Origin of the sequence: Emticicia sp. BO119 (assembly GCF_013912375.1) — a bacterium.
Taxonomy (GTDB): Bacteria; Bacteroidota; Bacteroidia; order Cytophagales; family Spirosomataceae; genus Emticicia.
Genome location: NZ_JACETV010000002.1, coordinates 769,589 through 791,016, shown reverse-complemented (window position 1 = coordinate 791,016; position 21,428 = coordinate 769,589). Strand labels below are relative to the sequence as shown.

General features: G+C 39.0%; 17 protein-coding genes. 14 read left to right on the top strand and 3 right to left on the bottom strand.

All coding sequences use genetic code 11. From position 1 onward, the window contains the following. Positions 1-47: 47 nt before the first annotated feature. The 12 genes from H1R81_RS10200 to H1R81_RS10145 all read left to right on the top strand — a co-directional run bounded on the left by H1R81_RS10200 (position 48) and on the right by H1R81_RS10145 (position 14,183). Positions 48-1,298, top strand: coding sequence for a glutamate-5-semialdehyde dehydrogenase (locus H1R81_RS10200; protein WP_181840604.1), 1,251 nt, complete (start codon positions 48-50; stop codon positions 1,296-1,298). 112 nt (positions 1,299-1,410) lie between these two features. Beyond that, positions 1,411-3,057 (top strand): alpha-glucan family phosphorylase, encoded by a 1,647-nt coding sequence (glgP, locus tag H1R81_RS10195; protein WP_181840603.1) that lies wholly within the window; start codon positions 1,411-1,413, stop codon positions 3,055-3,057. A 310-nt stretch (positions 3,058-3,367) separates the two neighbouring features. After that, a complete protein-coding gene (locus H1R81_RS10190) occupies positions 3,368-3,631 on the top strand; it encodes a hypothetical protein (RefSeq protein WP_181840602.1) in 264 nt (87 codons plus the stop codon). Between the two features lie 267 nt (positions 3,632-3,898). After that, positions 3,899-5,035 (top strand): efflux RND transporter periplasmic adaptor subunit, encoded by a 1,137-nt coding sequence (locus H1R81_RS10185; RefSeq protein ID WP_181840601.1) that lies wholly within the window; start codon positions 3,899-3,901, stop codon positions 5,033-5,035. Positions 5,036-5,046: 11 nt separating this feature from the next. Then, the gene (locus tag H1R81_RS10180) at positions 5,047-8,199 is read left to right on the top strand and encodes an efflux RND transporter permease subunit (RefSeq protein WP_181840600.1); all 3,153 of its coding nucleotides are present in this window, start codon (positions 5,047-5,049) and stop codon (positions 8,197-8,199) included. Beyond that, positions 8,186-9,631 carry an efflux transporter outer membrane subunit gene (locus tag H1R81_RS10175; protein WP_181840599.1) on the top strand — a complete coding sequence of 482 codons (1,446 nt, stop codon included), beginning with the start codon at positions 8,186-8,188 and terminating at the stop codon, positions 9,629-9,631. Before H1R81_RS10180 ends, H1R81_RS10175 begins: the two co-directional genes overlap by 14 nt. Before the next feature lie 311 nt (positions 9,632-9,942). Continuing rightward, positions 9,943-10,572 carry a deoxyribose-phosphate aldolase gene (locus tag H1R81_RS10170; protein ID WP_181840598.1) on the top strand — a complete coding sequence of 210 codons (630 nt, stop codon included), beginning with the start codon at positions 9,943-9,945 and terminating at the stop codon, positions 10,570-10,572. A gap of 90 nt (positions 10,573-10,662) precedes the next feature. Continuing rightward, positions 10,663-11,457: a (Fe-S)-binding protein gene (locus tag H1R81_RS10165; protein WP_181840597.1), complete on the top strand. Its 795-nt coding sequence runs from the start codon at positions 10,663-10,665 to the stop codon at positions 11,455-11,457. A gap of 65 nt (positions 11,458-11,522) precedes the next feature. Continuing rightward, positions 11,523-12,029, top strand: coding sequence for a hypothetical protein (locus H1R81_RS10160; protein WP_181840596.1), 507 nt, complete (start codon positions 11,523-11,525; stop codon positions 12,027-12,029). Positions 12,030-12,051: 22 nt separating this feature from the next. Next, entirely contained in the window at positions 12,052-13,092 is a 1,041-nt protein-coding gene (locus H1R81_RS10155; RefSeq protein WP_181840595.1) for an Atu2307/SP_0267 family LLM class monooxygenase, read from the top strand. Between the two features lie 28 nt (positions 13,093-13,120). After that, positions 13,121-13,612 (top strand): GAF domain-containing protein, encoded by a 492-nt coding sequence (locus tag H1R81_RS10150; RefSeq protein ID WP_181840594.1) that lies wholly within the window; start codon positions 13,121-13,123, stop codon positions 13,610-13,612. A gap of 1 nt (position 13,613) precedes the next feature. Then, positions 13,614-14,183 carry a bifunctional precorrin-2 dehydrogenase/sirohydrochlorin ferrochelatase gene (locus H1R81_RS10145; protein ID WP_181840593.1) on the top strand — a complete coding sequence of 190 codons (570 nt, stop codon included), beginning with the start codon at positions 13,614-13,616 and terminating at the stop codon, positions 14,181-14,183. 49 nt (positions 14,184-14,232) lie between these two features. Here H1R81_RS10145 and H1R81_RS10140 read toward each other — a convergent pair whose 3' ends face one another. Further along, positions 14,233-15,993 carry an ABC transporter ATP-binding protein gene (locus H1R81_RS10140; protein WP_181840592.1) on the bottom strand — a complete coding sequence of 587 codons (1,761 nt, stop codon included), beginning with the start codon at positions 15,991-15,993 and terminating at the stop codon, positions 14,233-14,235. Positions 15,994-16,192: 199 nt separating this feature from the next. Here H1R81_RS10140 and H1R81_RS10135 point away from each other — a divergent pair, with 199 nt between their 5' ends. Together H1R81_RS10135 and H1R81_RS10130 are read left to right on the top strand one after the other, a co-directional pair. Then, positions 16,193-16,873 (top strand): hypothetical protein, encoded by a 681-nt coding sequence (locus tag H1R81_RS10135; RefSeq protein WP_181840591.1) that lies wholly within the window; start codon positions 16,193-16,195, stop codon positions 16,871-16,873. Between the two features lie 75 nt (positions 16,874-16,948). Next, entirely contained in the window at positions 16,949-18,118 is a 1,170-nt protein-coding gene (locus tag H1R81_RS10130) for a glutathionylspermidine synthase family protein (protein WP_181840590.1), read from the top strand. Positions 18,119-18,132: 14 nt separating this feature from the next. Here H1R81_RS10130 and H1R81_RS10125 read toward each other — a convergent pair whose 3' ends face one another. Together H1R81_RS10125 and H1R81_RS10120 are read right to left on the bottom strand one after the other, a co-directional pair. Beyond that, positions 18,133-19,338 (bottom strand): T9SS type A sorting domain-containing protein, encoded by a 1,206-nt coding sequence (locus tag H1R81_RS10125; protein WP_181840589.1) that lies wholly within the window; start codon positions 19,336-19,338, stop codon positions 18,133-18,135. 31 nt (positions 19,339-19,369) lie between these two features. Beyond that, positions 19,370-21,370 (bottom strand): sugar phosphate isomerase/epimerase, encoded by a 2,001-nt coding sequence (locus tag H1R81_RS10120; RefSeq protein WP_181840588.1) that lies wholly within the window; start codon positions 21,368-21,370, stop codon positions 19,370-19,372. Positions 21,371-21,428: the final 58 nt, after the last annotated feature.

The window sequence follows — 21,428 nt, the reverse complement described above, 5'->3', positions numbered from 1 at the left end:
AAAAATTAGAATCAAGGCAATACTTTGGGGTGATTTATTAAAAATATATGAATAGCATTCTTCCTCTTCTTCAGGCTACGCAACAGGCTTCGGCAGGTATCAGAAATTTATCAGGCGAACAAAAAGGCAGGTTATTGAATCAGTTAGCTGTTTTAATTGAGCAATCGAAAGAGTTAATTATGATTGAAAATAAGAAAGACTTGGATCTGATGGATAAAGCCGACCCCAAATATGACCGTTTGTTACTGAATGAGAGCCGTATTCAGGGTCTTGCTGATTCATTAAGAGAAGTGGCGGTGTTACCAGACCCGACAGGCCAGGTATTACTTGAAAACCATCTGAATAACGGACTAACGATTAAAAAAATAGCGGTTCCAATGGGGGTTGTGGGAGTAATTTATGAATCACGCCCAAATGTAACCATTGATGTGGCATCATTATGCCTGCGTTCTGGCAATGCCTGTGTGTTGAAAGGTGGGAAAGAAGCTAATTTCTCAAACCAATGTCTCGTAGCATTAATACATCAGGCTTTAGAAGAAGCAGGAGTAGTTAAAGAAGCCGTGTTGCTTTTACCAACTGACCGGAAATTCACGGAAGAACTACTAAAAGCCACCCGCTTTGTTGATATTATTATTCCGAGAGGTTCTGATTCTTTGATACAGTATGTCCGTCAGAACTCCCTGATTCCTACCATTGAAACAGGCGCAGGCGTAGTACACACCTATATAGAAAAAACTGCCGACCAGGGCATGGCTAAAGACATTATTGTAAATGCCCGTGTGTCTCGCCCTTCTGTTTGTAATTCTCTTGACTGCGCCATTATTGATGAAGACATTATTGGAGATTTTCTGCCCTTATTAATAGATGAGTTTAACAAATGGAATGTGGAAGTATTTGCAGATGAACCTGCTTATATTGTTTTAAAACAGGCAGGTTATCAGAAATTACATAAAGCACAGCCAGAAGACTTTGGCAAAGAATGGCTTGATTATAAATTATCAGTTAAAACCGTACAAGGTTTTAATGAAGCCCTGACACATATCCAACAATACTCTTCGAGACACTCCGAAGCTATTCTGACGCAGAATCAGACATTAGCCGATCAGTTTTTAAGAGAAGTAGATGCTGCGGCTGTTTATCATAATGCCTCTACTCGTTTTACAGATGGCGGACAGTTTGGCCTGGGTGCCGAAATTGGTATTTCTACTCAGAAACTACATGCAAGAGGGCCTTTTGCCTTAGAAAAATTAGTGACTGAAAAATGGGTAGTAACAGGTAGCGGACAAGTAAGATGGTGATTTTCTAATAAAATTCGGATAGAAATAAAGACAAAACCCGTCTTTGGCTCGTTATAAATGAATAAGTCCGTAGAATGTTTTACTTTTGTTCCACACAAACCTATGATTACTTATGAAGAACTTGCCTGAGCAATATGCTCATCCTTATGCTTTCGCTTCCAAATTCAAAAAATCTGTTGTTTATTTCTCTATGGAATTTGCCATAGACCAATCATTGAAAACTTATTCAGGTGGGCTTGGTTTTCTGGCTGGCTCACACATGAGAAGTGCTTATGAATTAAAACAAAACCTGATTGGTATAGGTATATTATGGAAATACGGTTATTACGACCAGGTGCGTAATACAGATAATAGTATGGCTGTGCAGTTCAGAGAAAAAATGTACAGTTTTGTTAGAGACACAGGTATCCGATTTCAGGTAACCATACAAAACCGTCCGGTTTGGGTTGCTGCCTACTTTTTACCTCCACAAACATTTGGTTCTGTACCTATGTTTTTCCTGACAACTGATACTGAAGGGAATGATAACTGGGCTCGTTCTATTTCTTACCACTTGTATGATGTAGACGCCTCTACGAAAGTTGCACAATGTATGATATTGGGTCTTGGTGGTATGAAACTATTAGACGAACTCAATTACCAGCCTGACGTCTACCATTTCAACGAGGCACATGCTGTTTCGGGGGTATTTCATTTATATAAGAAGTCAGGTAAAGTGTCTGAAATCAAAAAACATCTGGTATTTACTACACATACGCCGGAAGAAGCCGGTAACGATAAACATGATATTAATCTGCTGGCAAGTATGAGTTTCTTTAATGATATTCCGCTTACGGAGGTTCGTAAAATTACAGGCATTAAAGACAATATTTTCAACCATTCGTTAATAGCACTTCGTTTCAGCAAAAAAGCGAATGCTGTTTCAAAATTACATGGGGAGGTTTCCCGCACTATATGGAGCGGGCATGAAGGAGTGGCACCGATTACTCATGTAACCAATGCACAGAATAGCCTTTACTGGGTAGATGATGAATTAGAAAAAGCCCGTAAGAAATCAGATATAAAGAAAATATCAGCACGCAAAAAGGAACTCAAAAAGGTCTTATTCAAAACTGTAGCCGACCAATCAGGTAAATTATTTGACCCGAATGTGCTGACTATTGTCTGGGCCAGACGCTTTGCTGCCTATAAACGTCCGGATTTATTAACCAGAGACCGAGAAAGGTTTGAGAGAATCATGCGGAATACCCGTTACCCTATTCAATTTATCTGGGCTGGTAAACCTTATCCTTTTGACGGTGGTGCCATTAATAATTTTAATCAGTTATATTACCTGAGTCATCTATTCCCGAATATGGCAGTGCTGACTGGCTATGAACTGGCTTTGTCTAAAACACTAAAAGACGGCTCTGATTTATGGTTGAATACGCCCGTTGTAACCCGTGAGGCCTCAGGCACAAGTGGTATGACAGCGGCGATGAATGCTTCATTGAACTTTTCAACATTTGACGGTTGGATATGTGAATTTGCCAATGAACAAAACTCATTTGTAGTACCTGTAGCTCCGGGTTATCCTGAGTGGGAAAGAGACAATACAGATATTAGCAATATGCTGGATACACTGGAGCACAAAATTCTGCCAATGTATTATGACAATCAGGCTGAATGGCAAAAGATGGTATTGCAAAGTATGAATGATGTAAACGCCTTCTTTGATTCGGATAGAATGGCGACGGAATACTACGAAAAGGTTTATTGATTTTTGTAATATTTTAATTTATCCGGGAGATTTTACGAAAAACCATATCGTAAAATCTCTTACTTTTTTACAAGACTTCATTTAGGGCTGAGGATTCAGGTTATAAATAATTTGGTCGAGTAAATCTACTGATTGATAGAGAAAATTCGCTGTTTAGTTGAACCAATGTCTGAATTTTAGTTGTTAATACTTATATTTGTCTTAATATCCTTTTTCTAAAGAAAACACAATGTCGGTTTGCAAGAAAAAAGCATCTTTAAAAGTGTATTTTTTATTGATACTGATGTTCTCTTTTATTTGTAGGCAATTTATGAACGAGGGTTTCCGAATTTATGAGTTGGCCATCAATAAAACAGAACAGTGCGTAGATATTAGTCTTGAGGATAACTGTTCTTTGGAAACACAAATGTTTGGAATTGAAGAAGCAGACGCATATATAGCCTCTGATTTTTTCAAGCCCGTCATGATGGATTTTACTCTCAGTAAAGAAGCTATTTTTTCCGCCTCTAATGTACACGAAGTATATTTAGGCCTCAACACCCCTCCTCCCGAGCAAATGCGTTTGCTCGCTTAAACGTATTTTAAGATGTATTATTCTACCTGCAAGGAGTTCTTTGCAGTAAGGCTAATCGTTTTTTAAATACACCCATAGCTTCTCGCACAAAATGTTATTTTTTTTATAGGCAAAGCTTTTGTCGTGCTATTGCTTTATGTATCATTGTACGATTCCAATAAAAGAATTTGACTTTCTAAGAATTACTTGGATTAAGAATTTATTAAGAATAAATTTAATCTAAGACCTTGACTGTCTGTATTTTGCGAATCATACCAAAGGAATTTTATGAAAAATCTTACACTCTCACTTTCGATGCTGCTATTGGCATCGTCCTGCTCCTCTGATAAGAGTGAGCAACAAGTACAGGATATGGGGAAATTTCCTGTAACATCACCTATTTCAATTGACACTACATTGCCGATTGACTATGTAGCAGAAATTAATGCTGTTCAGAATGTTGAAATCAGATCAAGGATTAAAGGCTATTTAGATAATATATATATTGATGAAGGTAAATATGTGAAACAGGGGCAATTACTGTTTACGATTAATAATCCTGAATTGAATGAGAATATAGTAAAAGCTACAGCTGTTTTAAAGAGTGCCATAACAGAGCTGAAAGTTGCAGAATTAGAGTTAAAAAATGTAAAACAACTGGTAGATAAAAACATTGTTTCAAGTACTCAACTCGAAATGGCTAAAAATAAAGTTGACCTGGCCAAAGCAAGAGTAGAAGAAGCCCAAGCCAATGAGGCTTTTGCTAAAATTCAGTTAGCTTACACCCAGGTAAAAGCTCCATTCAGTGGCATTGTCAATCGTATTCCGAACAAAACCGGAAGTTTGATGGAAGATGGTACATTACTGACCAGTATTTCCAAAAACGATGAAGTATTCGCTTATTTTGATGTTTCAGAAAAAGAATATCTGAACTATGCTGCTAATCTGAAAACAGACGCCGAGCAATCGAAAAATGTAACTTTAATATTAGCCAATGGAGAGGAACATCCTTTTAAAGGAAGAATTGAAACCACCGAGGGCGAAATAGAGCAAAGCACCGGAAATATTGCTTTCCGTGCCAGATTCAGCAATCCTGACAAGATTCTGAAACATGGTGCCAGTGGGAAAATCCGTCTTTTAAGAAAATATAAAAATGCTTTGATAATTCCGCAGAAAGCTACTTTTGAAATTCAGGACAAAATGTATGTCTATGTAATTGATAAACGTAACAAGGTAAAATCCAAACCTATTACTACTAATAGCCGAATGCCTCATTACTATATTATTGATTCGGGATTATCCCCCGATGATAAGATTATTTATGAAGGGATTCAGAATATAAAAGACGGAATGACCGTTGACCCGCAATTTGTGGAAATGAACGAAATATCTAAAGAATTTGCGGCTAACGACGCATCAAGATAATCCTGACAAGTATGTTTACAAACTTTATCAACCGACCGATTCTATCGTTGGTTATATCAATCTTTATAGTACTCTTAGGGGTTTTAGCTATGATTGGCCTGCCAATTACCCAATACCCGGATATTGCGCCACCTGCTGTTTCGGTTACTACCAAATATACAGGAGCTAATGCAGAAGTGTGTGCCAAAGCAGTAGTTACACCTTTGGAAAGAGCTATCAATGGTGTTCCTGGAATGACCTATATGACGTCGGTTTCCGGTAACGACGGAACCAGTATCATACAAGTATATTTTGAAGTTGGTACTGACCCGGATGTAGCTGCCGTTAACGTGCAGAACAGGGTAACCACTGTACTGGACGAACTTCCGGAAGAGGTAATTAAAGCCGGGGTATCGACTGAAAAAGAGGTCAATAGTATGTTGATGTATATCAACCTGATTAGTGATGATACATCTTTAGACGAAAAATTTATTTACAACTTTGCCGACATCAACGTCTTGGCTGAGCTAAAACGGATTGATGGGGTTGGCTTTGTAGATATTATGGGCTCACGTGAGTATGCCATGCGTGTATGGCTAAAACCTGCCCGAATGGATGCTTATGAAGTATCAGCCGAAGATATTGTTCAGGCACTGAAAGCACAGAATGTAGAGGCCGCGCCAGGCAAGATTGGTGAAAGTTCAGGCCGTACGCCTCAATCTCTCCAATATGTATTGCGCTATACAGGTAAAATGACCTCAAAAGAGCAATATGAGAATATCGTCATAAAAGTTTCAGACAATGGTGAAATGCTACGCCTGAAAGATGTGGCCGATCTGGAATTTGGCTCTTTAGATTATGACGTATTGTCGAAAGAAAATGGCAAGCCTTCGGCCGCTATTGTATTGAAGCAAAGACCAGGATCTAATGCCAGCGAAGTAATTGATAATATTAAGGCGCGTCTGAACTTCCTGAAAGAAACGACTTTTCCACCTGGCATGACTTATACAATCAGTTATGACGTTTCACGCTTCTTAGATGCTTCTATCCATGAAGTTATCAAAACCCTGATTGAGGCCTTTATATTAGTTGCTATTGTAGTTTTTCTGTTCCTGCAGGACTTCCGTTCTACACTGATTCCGGTGTTGGCAGTGCCTGTTTCATTAATAGGTACATTTGCTTTTATGCAGCTATTTGGTTTTTCTATTAATCTTCTTACGCTCTTTGCTTTAGTTTTAGCCATCGGTATAGTAGTTGATAATGCCATTGTGGTAGTTGAGGGTGTACACGCCAAAATGGAAGAAAAGCATTTAGGGCCAAAAGAAGCTACCATTGAGTCAATAGGGGAAATCAGCAGTGCCATTATTGCCATTACTTTGGTGATGTCGGCCGTATTTGTGCCAGTAGCATTTTTATCAGGCCCTGTAGGAGTATTTTATCGGCAATTCTCGGTAACGATGGCGATTTCTATAGTTATTTCAGGTGTAAACGCTTTAACTCTTACGCCAGCCCTTTGTGCTTTAATGTTGAAGAATCCACATACTGAGGTTAAGAAAACTAATCTGCTGACCCGATTCTTTGACAAATTTAACCAAGGCTATGATAAGTTATCTGATAAATATAAAAGTCTTTTAAGGCTCATTGCTAATCGGCGTTTAGTAACAGTACTTGTATTAGTAGTTTTTAGTATTGCTACATGGGGTGTGGGGAGAATTCTGCCAACCAGTTTCATACCTACTGAAGACCAGGGAACTATCTATGTAAACGTTACGACTCCTGTAGGAGCCACATTAGAGCGTACGGAAGAAGTAATGAACGAAATAGACAGGATTGCGCAGAAATTACCAGAAGTAGAATCCATTTCCAGCCTCTCAGGATTTAGTATGATGACCGATGGCTCTGGTGCTTCTTTTGGTATGAGTACGATAAACCTGAAAGCCTGGAATGATCGTAAAGCTTCTGCCAATGATATTATTGAACAGATGATTCAAAAGACAAGTCATATCAAAGATGCCGAAATTCAGTTTTTCCCTCCTCCGGCTGTACCGGGCTTTGGTAATGCCAGTGGGTTTGAGGTTCGATTATTAGATAAAACAGGCACAGGTAATTTGCAGAGAACAGCAGAGGTAGCAGATGAATTTATGGAGGAACTCAAAAAACGTCCTGAAATAAAAGATGTATTTTCAAGCTTTAACCCTAATTTTCCTCAGTACCTTATCCATGTAGATCAGGATATGGCGGCCAAGAAAGGAATTTCGGTAGATGCGGCGATGAGCAACCTGCAATCACTTATTGGTAGTTATTATGCCACCAACTTCATTTTGTTCGGGCAAATGTATAAAGTAATGATTCAGGCTGACCCTAAATACCGTGCCCAACCCGAAGACATCATGAAACTGCGTATCAAAAACAAACATGGTGAAATGGTGCCTTATGCTATTTTTAGCCGCATAGAACGTGTCTATGGTCCCGAACAGTTGACCCGTTATAATATGTATGTTTCTGCTATGCTAAACGGAGAAGCCGCGGCTGGTTATAGTAGTGGTGATGCCATCAGAGCTATTGAAGAAGTAGCCAAAGCTAAACTACCGCGTGGATATACGTATGAGTGGTCTGGAATGACCCGTGAAGAGGTACTATCGGGCAATCAGGTTGTGTATATTTTCATTATCTGTCTGCTGTTTGTGTATCTGCTGCTTGCAGCTCAGTACGAAAGTTTCATGCTTCCGCTGCCGGTTATTCTTTCTTTGCCTGTCGGAATATTTGGTTCATTGTTTTTCTTGTATCTGTTCGGGCTTGAAAACAATATCTATGCACAAGTAGCAATGGTAATGCTCATTGGGCTTCTGGGTAAAAACGCCATTCTGATTGTTGAATTTGCCGTACTTCAACAAAAAGAGGGAAAAACCTTGTTAAAAGCTGCTATTGGTGGAGCAGTTGCCCGTTTCAGGCCTATCCTCATGACCTCATTTGCCTTCATAGCAGGTTTGATTCCGCTCATGTCTGCTTCTGGGGCGGGTGCTATTGGTAATCGGACTATCGGTACTGCTGCTGCCGGGGGTATGTTGTTCGGAACTATCTTTGGAGTTATTATCATTCCGGGGCTATATGTAATCTTTGCAGGCAAACCTAAACGTAAGAAAAAAACGAAAAAAATTACAGAAGAAGCTTATGTCGAAGCATAAATATATTTATATCCTTGTTTGTTTAATTTTTTTAGGTGGTTGCAAAATTAAACAGAATTTACCTTATAATAAACCCGTAGCCATCCCCCAGAAGTTTAGTGCTAAAACTGACTCAACTACAACTCAATTAGCAGGATTGCAGGATTTTTTTGCCGATCCTGCTTTGCTGGCACTGATAGATACTGCATTAAAAAACAACTTCGATTTGCAGGTAGCCTTGCAAAATATCGAATTGGCCCGTGCAGGAGTGCGTTTTACTCAAGGCATCGATATGCCTGATCTATCAGCTAATCTGACAGTTGGTAGCCGTAAATTTGGTAATTATACCGTTGATGGGGTTGGTAATTATGATACACAGTTTTCTACTAATTTAGACAACAAACAACAACTCCCCTTACCACACATTCCTGATTTTTTTGTGGGTTTGCAATCATCATGGGAAGTTGATCTCTGGGGTAAACTCAAAAGCAAGAAGAAAGCAGCAGCAGCCAGATTTATAGCCAGCGAGCACGGTCGTAATCTGATAATTACATCGTTAGTGTCAGAAATAGCTGATGCCTATTTTCAACTTCTTGTTTTAGATAATGAACAAAAAATATTAGATGATAATATTCAACTGCAACAAAGAGCTTTAGAAATTGTAAAAGCCCTGAAGCAAGCGGGAGAAGGAAACCAACTGGGAGTTGAGTTGATGAGTGCTCAACTACTTAGCTCTCAATCTTTGAAAGTTGAAGTGAAGCAGAAAATCATTGAGAACGAAAATAAGATTAATTTTCTTTCAGGACGATTCCCCCAGCCTATTGAACGTAGAACGGTTGCATGGGAAAACATCGTGCTTCCTAAATTATCGGCTGGCGTGCCTTCAGCTCTCTTAGAAAACCGACCTGATATAAAACAGGCAGAGTTTGAATTAATAGCAGCAGATGCTGATATTTATGCTGCAAAAGCAGCTTTTTATCCTTCGCTTAATCTCAATGGTTCAATAGGCCTACAGGCATTCAGAGCTGCGGTGCTCTTTAACCCGGGTTCATTTGCTTATAATGTTGCCGGAGGGTTATTTGCTCCCCTGCTAAACCGACGCCAGCTTATAGCAGACCTGATGGCAGAAGAAGCAGAACAAAGAATTGCTTATATAAATTATCGAAGAACGATTGTCAATAGTTTTACTGAAGTATATAACTACCTGAATCTGATCGAGAATACCAACGAAATACAAGAGTTAAAATCAAAAGAGGTAGATGTACTGAAAGGCTCAATCACTACATCAATTGAATTATTTAAATTTGGTAGTGCTACTTATCTTGAAGTAGTAACCGCCCAGAAAAATGCTTTACAGGCGCAAATGGAGTTAATAAATCTGCGAAAGAGTCAATATAATGCTGTCATAGGGCTTTACAGAGCTTTAGGTGGTGGTTGGCGTTCTGCGATATAATATCAAAAGAGGCTGTTTTTCAATTGTGAATTGCAGCCTCTTTTTTGCATTTTTGATTTACTTAAAATATTAAGAAACTGTTTGAGTTAATCTTATTGAACTAAAAAAGTTGCTTTTTTACCAATACTGCGGTGAAAAAATCCTCATTTAGCTCTGCTGAACTCCGGGTTTTACACCTTGTCCTGGCACAAAAGTCATCCTTTTTTATTTTCAAAACTTAACTCAAACAGTGTCTAATTCTCTGTCATTGTTTCATTTTATAAGAAAATGCTAAAAATTAATAGTATCTAAAAGTTTCTTATCTTTGCTTTGTGCAAAATCTCTTTCTCTATACCGAACTTCAGTTAATCCACCCCAAAGTCAGCATTGAGGAGATGTATGCGGCACTTAATCAGGTTCAACACCATAATTTAGCTGCTTTGTTTGTACCTCCTTTCTGGGTAAAGAAATTACATAGAGATTGGGGCGTTGGTAATACAGCTACACTTGGTACAATTATTGGTTATCCATATGGCTATCAGCGCACCGAAGTAAAACAACTCGAGACAGAACTTGCCTTGAAAGATGGAGCTACCGATATTGAATTAATGCTTAATACATCGGCCTGGTTTTCAAACCAGAATAACTGGGTAAAGATAGAGATCGCCAAATTAGGTAAAATTGTTCATCAGCAGGAAGCTTTTTTTACAGTCGCAATTAATACCTGCCATTTCGATACGACTAATTTGCAACAAGCTATTAAAGATGCTATAGATGCCGGTGCAGATTATATTAAGATTTACCAGCCTTTCAATCTTGCTCAATCTTTAGCAATCAAACAATGGATTCCTGATAAAGTCGGCTTAAAGCTGTGTGCTGATATTGCCACTAAAAATCAGATGCAAAAATTAGTTGACGCAGGAATCGAAAGATTATGTATGACTGATTTCTTGTTGGAATAATATTTTATCAATACTATTGCAAATATTATGCAAGCATACTATTTTTGCTTTGTATCACGATTTCTTAAATTGTGCGTAAACCAAGAAACTATGACAGAAACTATTGCATATAAAGTGCCCACTATGGCTGAAATGGCAATGAACGGCCAAATGCCTGAAATCCTTTTCTGGGTAGGTTGCGCGGGTTCTTTCGATGACCGTTATAAAAAAGTAACCATTGCTTTTGTCAAAATTCTGAATAAAATCGGTGTTAATTTTGCTGTGTTAGGCACAGAAGAAAGTTGCACCGGAGATCCAGCGCGCAGAGCCGGAAATGAATTTACCTTTCAGATGCTGGCACAACAGAATATTCAGGTTCTGAATGGATATGGTGTAAAAAAAATAGTAACTGCCTGTCCGCATTGTTTTAATACGTTGAAGAACGAATATCCTGAATTAGGGGGTACTTATGAGGTAATCCATCACTCACAATATCTGCAGCAATTAATCAATGATGGCAAAGTAAAAATAGAAGGTGGCGGTACTTTTAAAGGTCAGAAAATTACGTATCATGACTCCTGCTACTTAGGTAGAGCCAATGAGGTATATGAAGCACCACGCCAGGTATTAGAAATATTAGATGCCGAACTGGTAGAAATGAAACGTTGCCGTACCAATGGGCTTTGCTGCGGGGCCGGTGGTGCACAAATGTTTAAAGAACCAGAAAAAGGTTTTAAAGATATTAATGTAGAGCGGATAGAAGATGCGCTGGCAACAGGTGCCAAAACCATTGCTGTGGCCTGCCCTTTCTGCATGACCATGATTTCTGACGGCGTGAAGAATAAAGAAAAAGAACATGAAGTAAAGGTATATGATTTAGCGGAATTGCTGATTCAGACGATTTAGTTCGACTCCTTGCAGAACTTTTACAGGCGTTTCAGATGTTTAGCTAACAGAATAAAACCTGTATTATGTATATTCCTTTTGAACAAATTCCTCAAAGTGCCCGTGTCTGGATTTATCAGGCCAACCGCACTATTAGTGATACCGAAATTAATGAAATCGAAAATATATTAAAACCTGCGGTGAGCCAATGGGCGGCACATGGAGCGGCTTTACTGGCTTCTGTGAAAGTGCTGTATAATCGTTTTGTGGTGATTGCTCTGGATGAAAACCAGAATGAAGCCAGTGGCTGTTCGATAGATGCTTCTACCCGCTGGTTTAAAGAATTAGGCAATCGCTACAGTATTGACTTCTTCGACCGCTCGCAGGCTTATATTGATGGAGATGAAATAAAGGCATTTTCGATTTTCCAACCTAAAAAAGCGATTGAAAGCGGTTTAATATCTGCCGAAACTATCATTTTTGTTAATAATAACAATATCCACACCTTAGCTGATTTATCCTCTCAATGGAAAGTGCGCGCTTCTGAAAGCTATCTGAAAAGGTTTTTCAACAACGTAGGGTCTTTAGCTTAAATCAAACTTCTCTTTATCGATAATGGAATTAGGTATCAGCACATTCGGTGAAGTACATGCAGACGGGGTATCGGGCAAAGCAGTTAATGCCCATGTGCGTATGCAGGAATTAATAGCCGAAGGCAAACTGGCCGATGAAGTAGGCCTGGACGTTTTTGCCGTCGGAGAGCATCATCGCCCCGATTTTATTATTTCTGCACCCGAAGTAGCCTTAGCTGCCATTGCAGCAGTTACTAAAAATATACGTTTGTCGAGTTCGGTAACAGTCTTAAGTTCTGCTGACCCTGTTCGTACCTTTCAGAACTTCGCTACCTTAGACCTTATCTCTAATGGTCGGGCCGAAATTATGGCCGGTAGGGGGTCATTTATAGAATCCTTTCCGCTGTTTGGGTATAGTCTGGATGATTATAATGAGTTGTTTGTTGAGAAACTTGACTTATTGACCAAGATTAATCAATCTGAGATTATTTCGTGGAGAGGTAAATTCAGAGCGTCTATTCATCAGTTAGGAGTTTATCCCCGACCTATTCAGGAGGCGCTTCCTATATGGCTGGCGGTAGGTGGAACACCTGCTTCGGCAGTACGTGCCGGAAAGATGAATCTGCCCATGACACTGGCTATTCTGGGTGGAAGGCCAAGCCAATATGTGTCTTTTGTGAATCTCTACAAACAATCATATAAAGAAGCCGGACACGACCCAGCCAAATTTCAGTTAGGTATTAACTCACAATTTTATATTGCAGACACTTCTCAGCAGGCCGAAGATGAATTCTGGCCATCCTATGAAAAACTGATGAATCGTGTCGGGAAAGAACGTGGCTGGTCTCCAATTACCCGCGAGCATTTCGAATATTTGTGTATGCCTGATGGGCCATTGTTTGTGGGCAGTCCACAACAAGTGATTGAAAAGATTCTTTATCAGGCTGACCTTTTCGGTCATACACGTTTTCTGGCACAAATGGTAAAAGGAGATATTCCTCATGCTAAAATCATGAAAGCTATTGAGTTGTTCGGTACGCAAGTAGCACCTGCTGTCAGAAAAGCATTGAAGGTAGCTCAATAAATTATTATCCTTACTTTATAGAAGTATTATGGCTGAAACTTTATATATACCCCAAACTACGGCACATAAAGAAATTTATGAGAGCCTGTTGTCACAGGTAGAAGGGCTGATTAGCAGCGAGACTGATACCATTGCTAATCTGGCAAATATCGCTGCCGTTCTGAAAGAAGCCTTTGGCTTTTTCTGGGTAGGTTTTTATATCAAAAAAGAAAATCAATTAGTATTAGGGCCATTTCAGGGGCCAATTGCCTGTACACGAATCAATTTTGACAAAGGTGTTTGTGGTTATTGCTATCGTACTAAAGAAACGGTGATTGTACCCAACGTTGATGAGTTTCCCGGACATATTGCTTGTAGTTCGGCCTCAAAATCAGAAATTGTAGTGCCTGTTTTTGACCATACAGGCGAGGTTATAATGGTGCTGGATGTAGATAGTGATGAATTGGACGATTTCTCGGAAGATGATAAAGAGGGTCTGGAGAAAATGATGAAATTATTAGAAAAGACTTTTACGGTGTGATATGAATAATCTGTTTCCCATATTTTTGAAACTGGAAGAACTCCATACCTTAATTGTAGGGGGCGGGAATGTGGGTTTAGAAAAACTGGAAGCTGTTTTAAGAAACTCTCCAAAGGCAAAAATCACGCTGATTGCACCTGAAATAAAAAACGAAATAAAAGAACTTGCACAAAGCTATAACCTCACTTTAGTTTTTGAGAAATATGACTGCAAACATCTTGATGCTATTGATATAGTTATTGCCGGTACAGATGATAAAGCCGTTAATCAGCAAATACAGCAGGATTGTAAGACCAGAAAAATTTTGGTTAATATTGCTGATACACCTGATTTATGCGATTTTTATCTGAGTTCGGTAGTCGTAAAAGATGATTTAAAAATAGCTATTTCAACCAATGGTAAGTCGCCCACCTTTGCCAAGCGTTTCCGTGAGGTTTTAGAAGAAATATTGCCTGATACACTGCAAGAAACCTTAGATAATCTACAAACTATCAGAAACAAACTGAAAGGCGATTTTCAGGAGAAAGTGCAGAAATTGAATGAGATTACTAAAGTGATGCGCGGTGAGTAGAACTATTTGTGGTGCGAACTGTAAGTTCGCGCCACATTATATTTAATCCTTATGCTACTGCCAATGTATTCTTTCTCTCACCAATCTGTTGTCTCCACATGGCGTAGTACAATCCTTTTTCAGCTAATAGTTCTTCGTGTTTGCCTACTTCTATAATCTGTCCTTGTTCTAATACAAAAATTCTGTCTGCGTGCATGACTGTACTTAAACGGTGAGCAATCATAACTGTAATATAATCGCCCTGTGCTGTTACGCTTTTTACTGTATTCGTGATTTCTTCTTCTGTCAATGAATCTAAGGCCGAAGTAGCCTCATCAAATACAAAGATTTTCGGATTTCTCAATAAGGCTCTGGCAATAGAAAGACGTTGTTTTTCACCCCCTGAAATCTTGATACCCCCTTCGCCGATAATAGTATCAACGCCATTATCGGCACGTGCTAAGAGGTTCAGACAAGCCGCCTTCTCCAATACATTCATTATCTCTTTATCTGTGGCATTAGGTTGCGCAAAAAGCAGATTTTCTTTAATTGTTCCTGAGAATAGTTGTGTATCCTGTGTAACAAAACCAATCTGTGAGCGGAGTTCTTCGATATTTATTTCATCCGAAGGAAGATTATTGTAATAGATTGTTCCATGCGACGGGTTATACAAACCTACCAATAGTTTTACCAATGTTGTTTTCCCTGAGCCTGATGGCCCTACAAAGGCTACCGTTTCTCCTTCCTTCACTTCAAAATTTACATGGTCTAAGGCATTGGTATGAGCCGAGAGGTGTTTGAAAGTTACATTCTCAAATTGAAGGTGGCTTACTGTACCCAGGTGAGTCGGGAATTCAGGCGTTACTTCAATCGGTTTCTTTAAGAGTTTATCGAAGTTATTCAATGAGGCTTCTGCTTCACGATACGCAATGATTACATTCCCGATTTCCTGCATCGGGCCAAACACAAAGAAAGAATAGAATTGTAAGCTCAATAGCTGTCCTACGGTCATTTGCTCTCTGAAAATCAGAAATAACAATACAAACAGAATACACTGGCGCAGGAAATTAACAAAAGTACCTTGTACAAAGCTGATACTGCGCACGCCTCGAACTTTCTTTAATTCTAATTGCAGAATCTTGAAAGTATTCTGGTTTAGTCTTTTTATTTCTTGTCCGGTTAGTCCTAAACTCTTAATCAATTCAATATTGCGAAGGGATTCAGTAGTAGTTCCGGCTAAGGCAGTTGTTTCTTTAACAATTACTTTTTGAATCTCCTTGATTTTTCTACTCAGTACTCTGGTCAAAGATGCCAATGCAAAAGCCCCAACGAAATAGATACCAATCAACCATGAGTTAACACTTAATGAATAAATAGTCAGGAAGACAATACCAACCAAAGAAGTAAAGGCCACATTAATAAATGAAGTAATAAACTTTTCTGAATCGGTGCGTACTTTTTGTAAGACGGAGAGTGTTTCGCCACTTCTCTGGTCTTCAAACTGTTGATAAGGCAGATTTAAGGTGTGTTTTAGCCCGTCAGTAAATACATTGGCACCTAATTTCTGAATAATCAAATTTACCATGTAGTCTTGCAAGGTCTTGGCAATTCTACTCACCATTGCCACGCCAATAACCGCACCTAACATTAATGAAACACCTTTCAGAAATTCAGGTTCTGTAAAATCTTTGGCTCGATTGGCGTATTTGTCAATGAGTTTTCCAAAAATATAAGGGTCAAGCAGCGAGAAAGTTTGATTGATAGCTGCTAAAGTCAACGCAAGCACAACCTGCCAGCGATAGCGGCTAAGATAATGTAAAAGAAGTTTCATCTAATATTTCCTTGGGAATAAGTATAGGTTACTGATAAGAGAACAAATGGTGATTATAAATAATTCCACGCATTTGAGCGCCTTAACTATAATTTCACATCAATTTTCACCCAAAATCGTCTTGTAAATTGCCATTCTTCCAAAGATTCTTTTTTTATCCTTATTTTTAGAAAATCTTTGCTTAATAAACTGAACCGATATGACACCCGTTAGTACTAATGCTTTCATCAGGAAAGTGAAAGATATTACCATCAGCAGCACACTTGCCTTAGCTATTTTAGGAAGTAGTTTTACTTTACAAAGTTGTAATAACGACTCTGACAGCGATTATGAATACGAAGAAGTAGATGTATATACCAAAGGCGTAAAAACCTATATTTCTGAAACCTCGACAGGTGTCTTCAAAATCACGGACGAAGTAGAAGTACCTGCCGATAGCTCTATTGCTATTGTTACCTATTTAGATGGTAAAAAGGATACACTTTCACCCAAAGCCGTGAAGGCTCTGATTGATAATGAGGTACATACTAACCCTACTACTATTGGTAGAAGCGATAATTTATCTAATGCGCTTTTATATGGCGGTATGGGCTATTTACTGGCAAAAACTTTAAGCCCAAACTATGCGCAATACCGCCCTGATGTAACCCCAAACAACGGAATTGCTCAAAACTCAGCCTCAAAGAACGATACAACTTACCGCCGTCGGCATGGTTATTATGGGGGTGGTATGTTAAGGTATTATGCTACAGCAGCGGCCTTTCGTAAATCAAGTGAGATTCATCAGAATATCAGTCACTCACGCACGACTATGTCGAGGCCATCAGGTGGGAAAAGTGGCTTTTTCCATCGTTCGAGCCATAGTAGCCACCACTCATAATCTTTATTTGCATAACGATTAACTGTCTGTCGATACAGAAATCGTTTAGCCTTAGTCTTAATTGAAATCCATTCTATGAAACTGAAAAAATTAGTAACACCACCACAGCAATCTTTAAGAAACGCTGGCTGGGACTGGATGTTAGGAGAAGATACTTTGCCTTATATTACTGACGATGTGGTGGTAGTATCAGAACAGGAGGCAGAACAATATTATGAAGCCGCCAATGAACTTTATGAAATGTTTATTGAAGCCGGCCAACATATAATTGATAATAACCGTCTGGAAGAATTGGGTATTCCTGAAAATCTGCACAGATTGGTGAGATATTCATGGGATAATGACAAACAATGGCATTTATACGGACGCTTTGATTTAAGTGGGGGGCTTGATGGTAAACCTATCAAACTGATTGAGTTTAATGCTGATACAGCTACTTGTATCCCTGAAACGGCTGTTGTTCAATGGGCTTCGCTGAAAGCCAATAATTTAGATGAAAGTCAGCAGTTTAATACGCTTTATGAGCAATTGGTTGAAAATTTCAGGGAGATACAAAGGCAAAACCCAAACTTTGAGCCAACCTTATTAATCTCTACAATGCGCGATTATCCCGAAGATGATACCAATATGCAGGTATTGGGAGAAGCCGCTAAAGAAGCAGGTTTTGAAGTAGCTTTTGAATATATTGATGAGGTGGAGTTCTCACCTATCGAAGGTATTTATAAGCAGAACTCAAAAGATGGAAGTTTTACTAAATATGATTATTGGTTCAAGCTGATTCCATGGGAATATATCGGTTGGGATGAACCAGAACTGGCAGATATTCTGACAAATATGGTTATCAACCAGAAAGCTGTTATTCTGAACCCTGCCTATACGCTCTTGTTTCAATCAAAAGGCATTTTAAAGGTATTGTGGGAATTGTATCCTAATCATCCCCTACTTTTGCAGACCGAAAGCAAGGCTCTTCAAGGTAAATCAAGTGTAGAAAAGGTGTTATTCGGGCGTGAGGGAGCCAATGTCAGAATCCTTTCGGCTGATGGTTATGCGGTAGAAAAAAATGATGGTGAGTATTTCGAACAAAACACCGTCTTTCAGGAATACACTGAATTTTTGCAAGATAAATCAGGTAATTATTACCAAGCAGGCGTATTCTTCGCGGGAGAAGCCTGTGGCTTAGGTTTCCGCAAGGGCGGCAAAATTATTGACAATAAGGCTCAGTTTTGCGGGCATATTATAGAATAGTTGTGAAGTGGTAATTACCACTTCACAATAGTTTTGGTATGCAATAGTTTTTGATTAGCATCATATAACCGAAGTATATACTCCCCTTTTTGATAAGGAGAGATATTAAAATTCTCTCCCGAAATTTCACCCTTATAAATTACTTGTCCCTTCATATCTATTAATTCAATAAATCTGACCACCTCTCCGGACGACTTAATCTCAATCTTTTCTTCTGCTGGGTTAGGAGAAATATTTAAACCTCCTTTAGTGTATTCAGTACTTAATATGAGGTCTGTACACATTTCATTAGAATATTTAATTGCGTAATTACAGGTGTCTTTCCCGACCAGTCGGAAACAATATTGTACAATTGGTTCAAATCCTGTGAGAGTAACCTCAGCAAGCGTATTCGCTCCACTTTTTTTTATTTTGGTTGTGGATTCAATCCACTCAATAGCAGATTTGGTTTTGTATTGGATATAATATTCTTTGCCAGGCTCACCGTCTTTCATTTGTATTTTTACATCCTTCCCATAATTCAAGCTTTCAATTTTTTGAATTGAAGCAATATTTACAGCTAAATCTGCCGCCTGACTAACGCAAGCCTTGTATCCATTCCATTCATAAAATCCTTGTACTCTGGGAAGTGATGATGGTATTTCTGTATAAATATGAGATAGCGTAAGAGGCAGTCCCGTTGGTTTAAATGTTAAAATATCTTTTTCGTCCCAAGCTATTATGTATCCGCTTTGTTTACGATTATCCGGCGTATCTTTTATGAGAATATTAACAGTCTTTGGGCCGCATGTTGAGTACTCCAAGACTGGAATTTCAGCCTTTATAATCTGTGTCGATTTACAGATTAATACATTTCTCGAAATACTACCTTCTGTGATAGTTCCTTTTTGAACGCCCCAATAAATACCTTCTGTATTTACGATATAAGTTTTCTGCTTAGTAAAAGTAAGTGAATCTCCATCCTTGTAGTTAAAGATATACTCTTCTGAACCTTTATCAATCCCAGCCGGATTATTAAATAAAATTACAGATGTATTAGTACTATAATCTAAGCACGCCGCCTGAGGGATTGTTGTAAAATCACCGCCCAGTTCGTATCCTTTGGGTGGATTCTTGCAAATTTCAGGTTTAGCTGTTTGTTGCCCGTTTGTTTTTATTGCTACTGAAAGCAAAAAGATACCAATCCAAATACTGTTTTTTAAAGTAGATTTAATAACCATTTTTAAGGTTTAATAGTCAAAGCAGTTTATGCTATTTTAAATTTTTGAGGTATCTTAAGCTAAAAGGTAAATGCTGTTTTACTTCAGCATTTTCGTCTTCAATGTAATAATACTTTACGCCTGACTGAATAGCTGCCCGAAGGATTTCAGGGAAATTCAATTGACCAGTTCCAACAGCTACATCCGAAGTCAATGGGGTACCTCCTGAAAATTCTCCGGTTTCCTGTCCGGGTTTCATGTCTTTGATATGAATAGCGATGAATCTGCCTTTATGTTTTTTCAGCAACAAGGCAGGGTCTTGTCCGCCATGAAAAGCCCAGTAAACATCACACTCAAAACTTACATTCTGCGCATCGGTTTTCTGAACAATATAATCAAATAATGTACCCTCTTCGCTTGGTTTAAACTCGTATCCATGACAATGATAAAAGAAATGAAGACCTGCTTTGGCTAATTCTGCTCCCGCTTTATTGAAGATAGCAATGGCTTTATCGGCATCAGTCTTGCTAAACTGATTGGGTTTATGCGGAATCCAGGCTGTACCTACGTAGGTTACTCCCAAGCCTTTGGCTATAGCAATTACTTTGCTGAGGCTGTCTCTGAACAATCCGAAATCCAAAAGCGTGCTATAAGGCGTTATGCCTCTATTGTCTAATTCCTTTCTGAAATCTTCGGGCTTCATACTATAAGTACCGGCAACTTCTACTTCTTTTATCCCTAAACTTTTTACATAGTCTAATGTTCCGACAACATCTGTCTTAAAATAGTCTCTAAGGCTGTATAATTCTAAACCTATTTTGCCATCAAGGGCTCTGCTGATATTAGGTAGTTTTTTACCTGTCCCATTCTGCAACCACATATCTAATCTTGGTGCATTCCAGTTATATGGTTTCGAGACAATATCGATATCTCCATCGCCATCTGCATCATATACCCGTCCTTCATGGAAGTCAACCCCTTTCTGGAAGGTGGTTTTTCTGAAACCTCCTTTGCCATCACCGTAGAGAATAAAAGCTTCTGCATTCGGGTTATCAGGTTCTGTTTTCTTTTCCGACCATTTAGCCATTTCAGCACAAAAAATATCCAGGTTTCCGTCATCGTCAATATCGGCGGCTTCTAAGGTATGCCCATGTATCAATTCTCTACCTATTAAATCTTTGGCCTTCCAGTTAGCTGTTACTTCTGCACTGCCAGTACATTCGTAGTATAATAATCTACCCGTACCATCGCCTGGTGAAACTACAATCTGCCTCTTTTTCCCCGGACGGAATTTGGCTGCTACAACTCTTCCGCCTTCTTCTCCGAATTGAATGGCTTTGAATTTTCCATCCACATACTTAAACCAATGATTCCCTGCTATTAAATCCGTAAATCCATCGCCATCTACATCAGCGGCCGTGCAGCCCTCAGCATACCAAGCTTTCTTTTCTTTTTCTCCTGCTACAAATACAGGGGTATAATCCCATTTTCCCCCTCTAAAGGCTTCTTCCGGTACGTCGGCTATATATAAAGTTTTTGCTCCCTGATTCCAGAAAGCTAACTGAGCTCTACCCGTTTGCTTAAAATCCCCAAAGGCCTGGTCATGGTGTTGCGTGGCTCCATCAGCTTTAATCTCATGACGTTTCCATTGAACATTCGGGTTATAAAAGGGATAAGGGTTCTCCCACCACCAAAGTTTATTACTTTGCCAGTCGCCTCCAAAGACTATGTCTTTATCACCATCACCGTCAATGTCATAAAAAGCTCCACCTGCTTCTATTGTCAGAAATTCTTTTTCAATAGTAAATACCCGCCAACCTATTGAAGACTCATATTTGAAATAAATCAAGGCCGGGCCTTTTTCACGGCATCCCAGTATTATTTCCTCAATACCATCATTATCAATATCCACCACTAAAGAAGCAGTTTGTTGTGTTGTTTTCCAGGTCAATGGAAGTTTGCCCGTAGCAGAAGAAATAGGCTCCCACTTTTGTGCTTGCGTAGCAAAAATAAATGTCAGGCAAAACGCAATAGAAAGGCTCAGTTTTTTCATAAGAGTAGTGTAATAAATACAATCTCTGCAAAGATAGAATATAAAAATAGCAACACAT

Coding starts and splice junctions, on each gene's coding strand:
- H1R81_RS10200 (WP_181840604.1), top strand. CDS start 48: ATGAATAGCATTCTTCCTCTTCTTCAGGCTACGCAACAGGCTTCGGCA.
- glgP (WP_181840603.1), top strand. CDS start 1,411: ATGAAGAACTTGCCTGAGCAATATGCTCATCCTTATGCTTTCGCTTCC.
- H1R81_RS10190 (WP_181840602.1), top strand. CDS start 3,368: ATGAACGAGGGTTTCCGAATTTATGAGTTGGCCATCAATAAAACAGAA.
- H1R81_RS10185 (WP_181840601.1), top strand. CDS start 3,899: ATGAAAAATCTTACACTCTCACTTTCGATGCTGCTATTGGCATCGTCC.
- H1R81_RS10180 (WP_181840600.1), top strand. CDS start 5,047: ATGTTTACAAACTTTATCAACCGACCGATTCTATCGTTGGTTATATCA.
- H1R81_RS10175 (WP_181840599.1), top strand. CDS start 8,186: ATGTCGAAGCATAAATATATTTATATCCTTGTTTGTTTAATTTTTTTA.
- H1R81_RS10165 (WP_181840597.1), top strand. CDS start 10,663: ATGACAGAAACTATTGCATATAAAGTGCCCACTATGGCTGAAATGGCA.
- H1R81_RS10160 (WP_181840596.1), top strand. CDS start 11,523: ATGTATATTCCTTTTGAACAAATTCCTCAAAGTGCCCGTGTCTGGATT.
- H1R81_RS10155 (WP_181840595.1), top strand. CDS start 12,052: ATGGAATTAGGTATCAGCACATTCGGTGAAGTACATGCAGACGGGGTA.
- H1R81_RS10150 (WP_181840594.1), top strand. CDS start 13,121: ATGGCTGAAACTTTATATATACCCCAAACTACGGCACATAAAGAAATT.
- H1R81_RS10145 (WP_181840593.1), top strand. CDS start 13,614: ATGAATAATCTGTTTCCCATATTTTTGAAACTGGAAGAACTCCATACC.
- H1R81_RS10140 (WP_181840592.1), bottom strand. CDS start 15,993: ATGAAACTTCTTTTACATTATCTTAGCCGCTATCGCTGGCAGGTTGTG.
- H1R81_RS10135 (WP_181840591.1), top strand. CDS start 16,193: ATGACACCCGTTAGTACTAATGCTTTCATCAGGAAAGTGAAAGATATT.
- H1R81_RS10130 (WP_181840590.1), top strand. CDS start 16,949: ATGAAACTGAAAAAATTAGTAACACCACCACAGCAATCTTTAAGAAAC.
- H1R81_RS10125 (WP_181840589.1), bottom strand. CDS start 19,338: ATGGTTATTAAATCTACTTTAAAAAACAGTATTTGGATTGGTATCTTT.
- H1R81_RS10120 (WP_181840588.1), bottom strand. CDS start 21,370: ATGAAAAAACTGAGCCTTTCTATTGCGTTTTGCCTGACATTTATTTTT.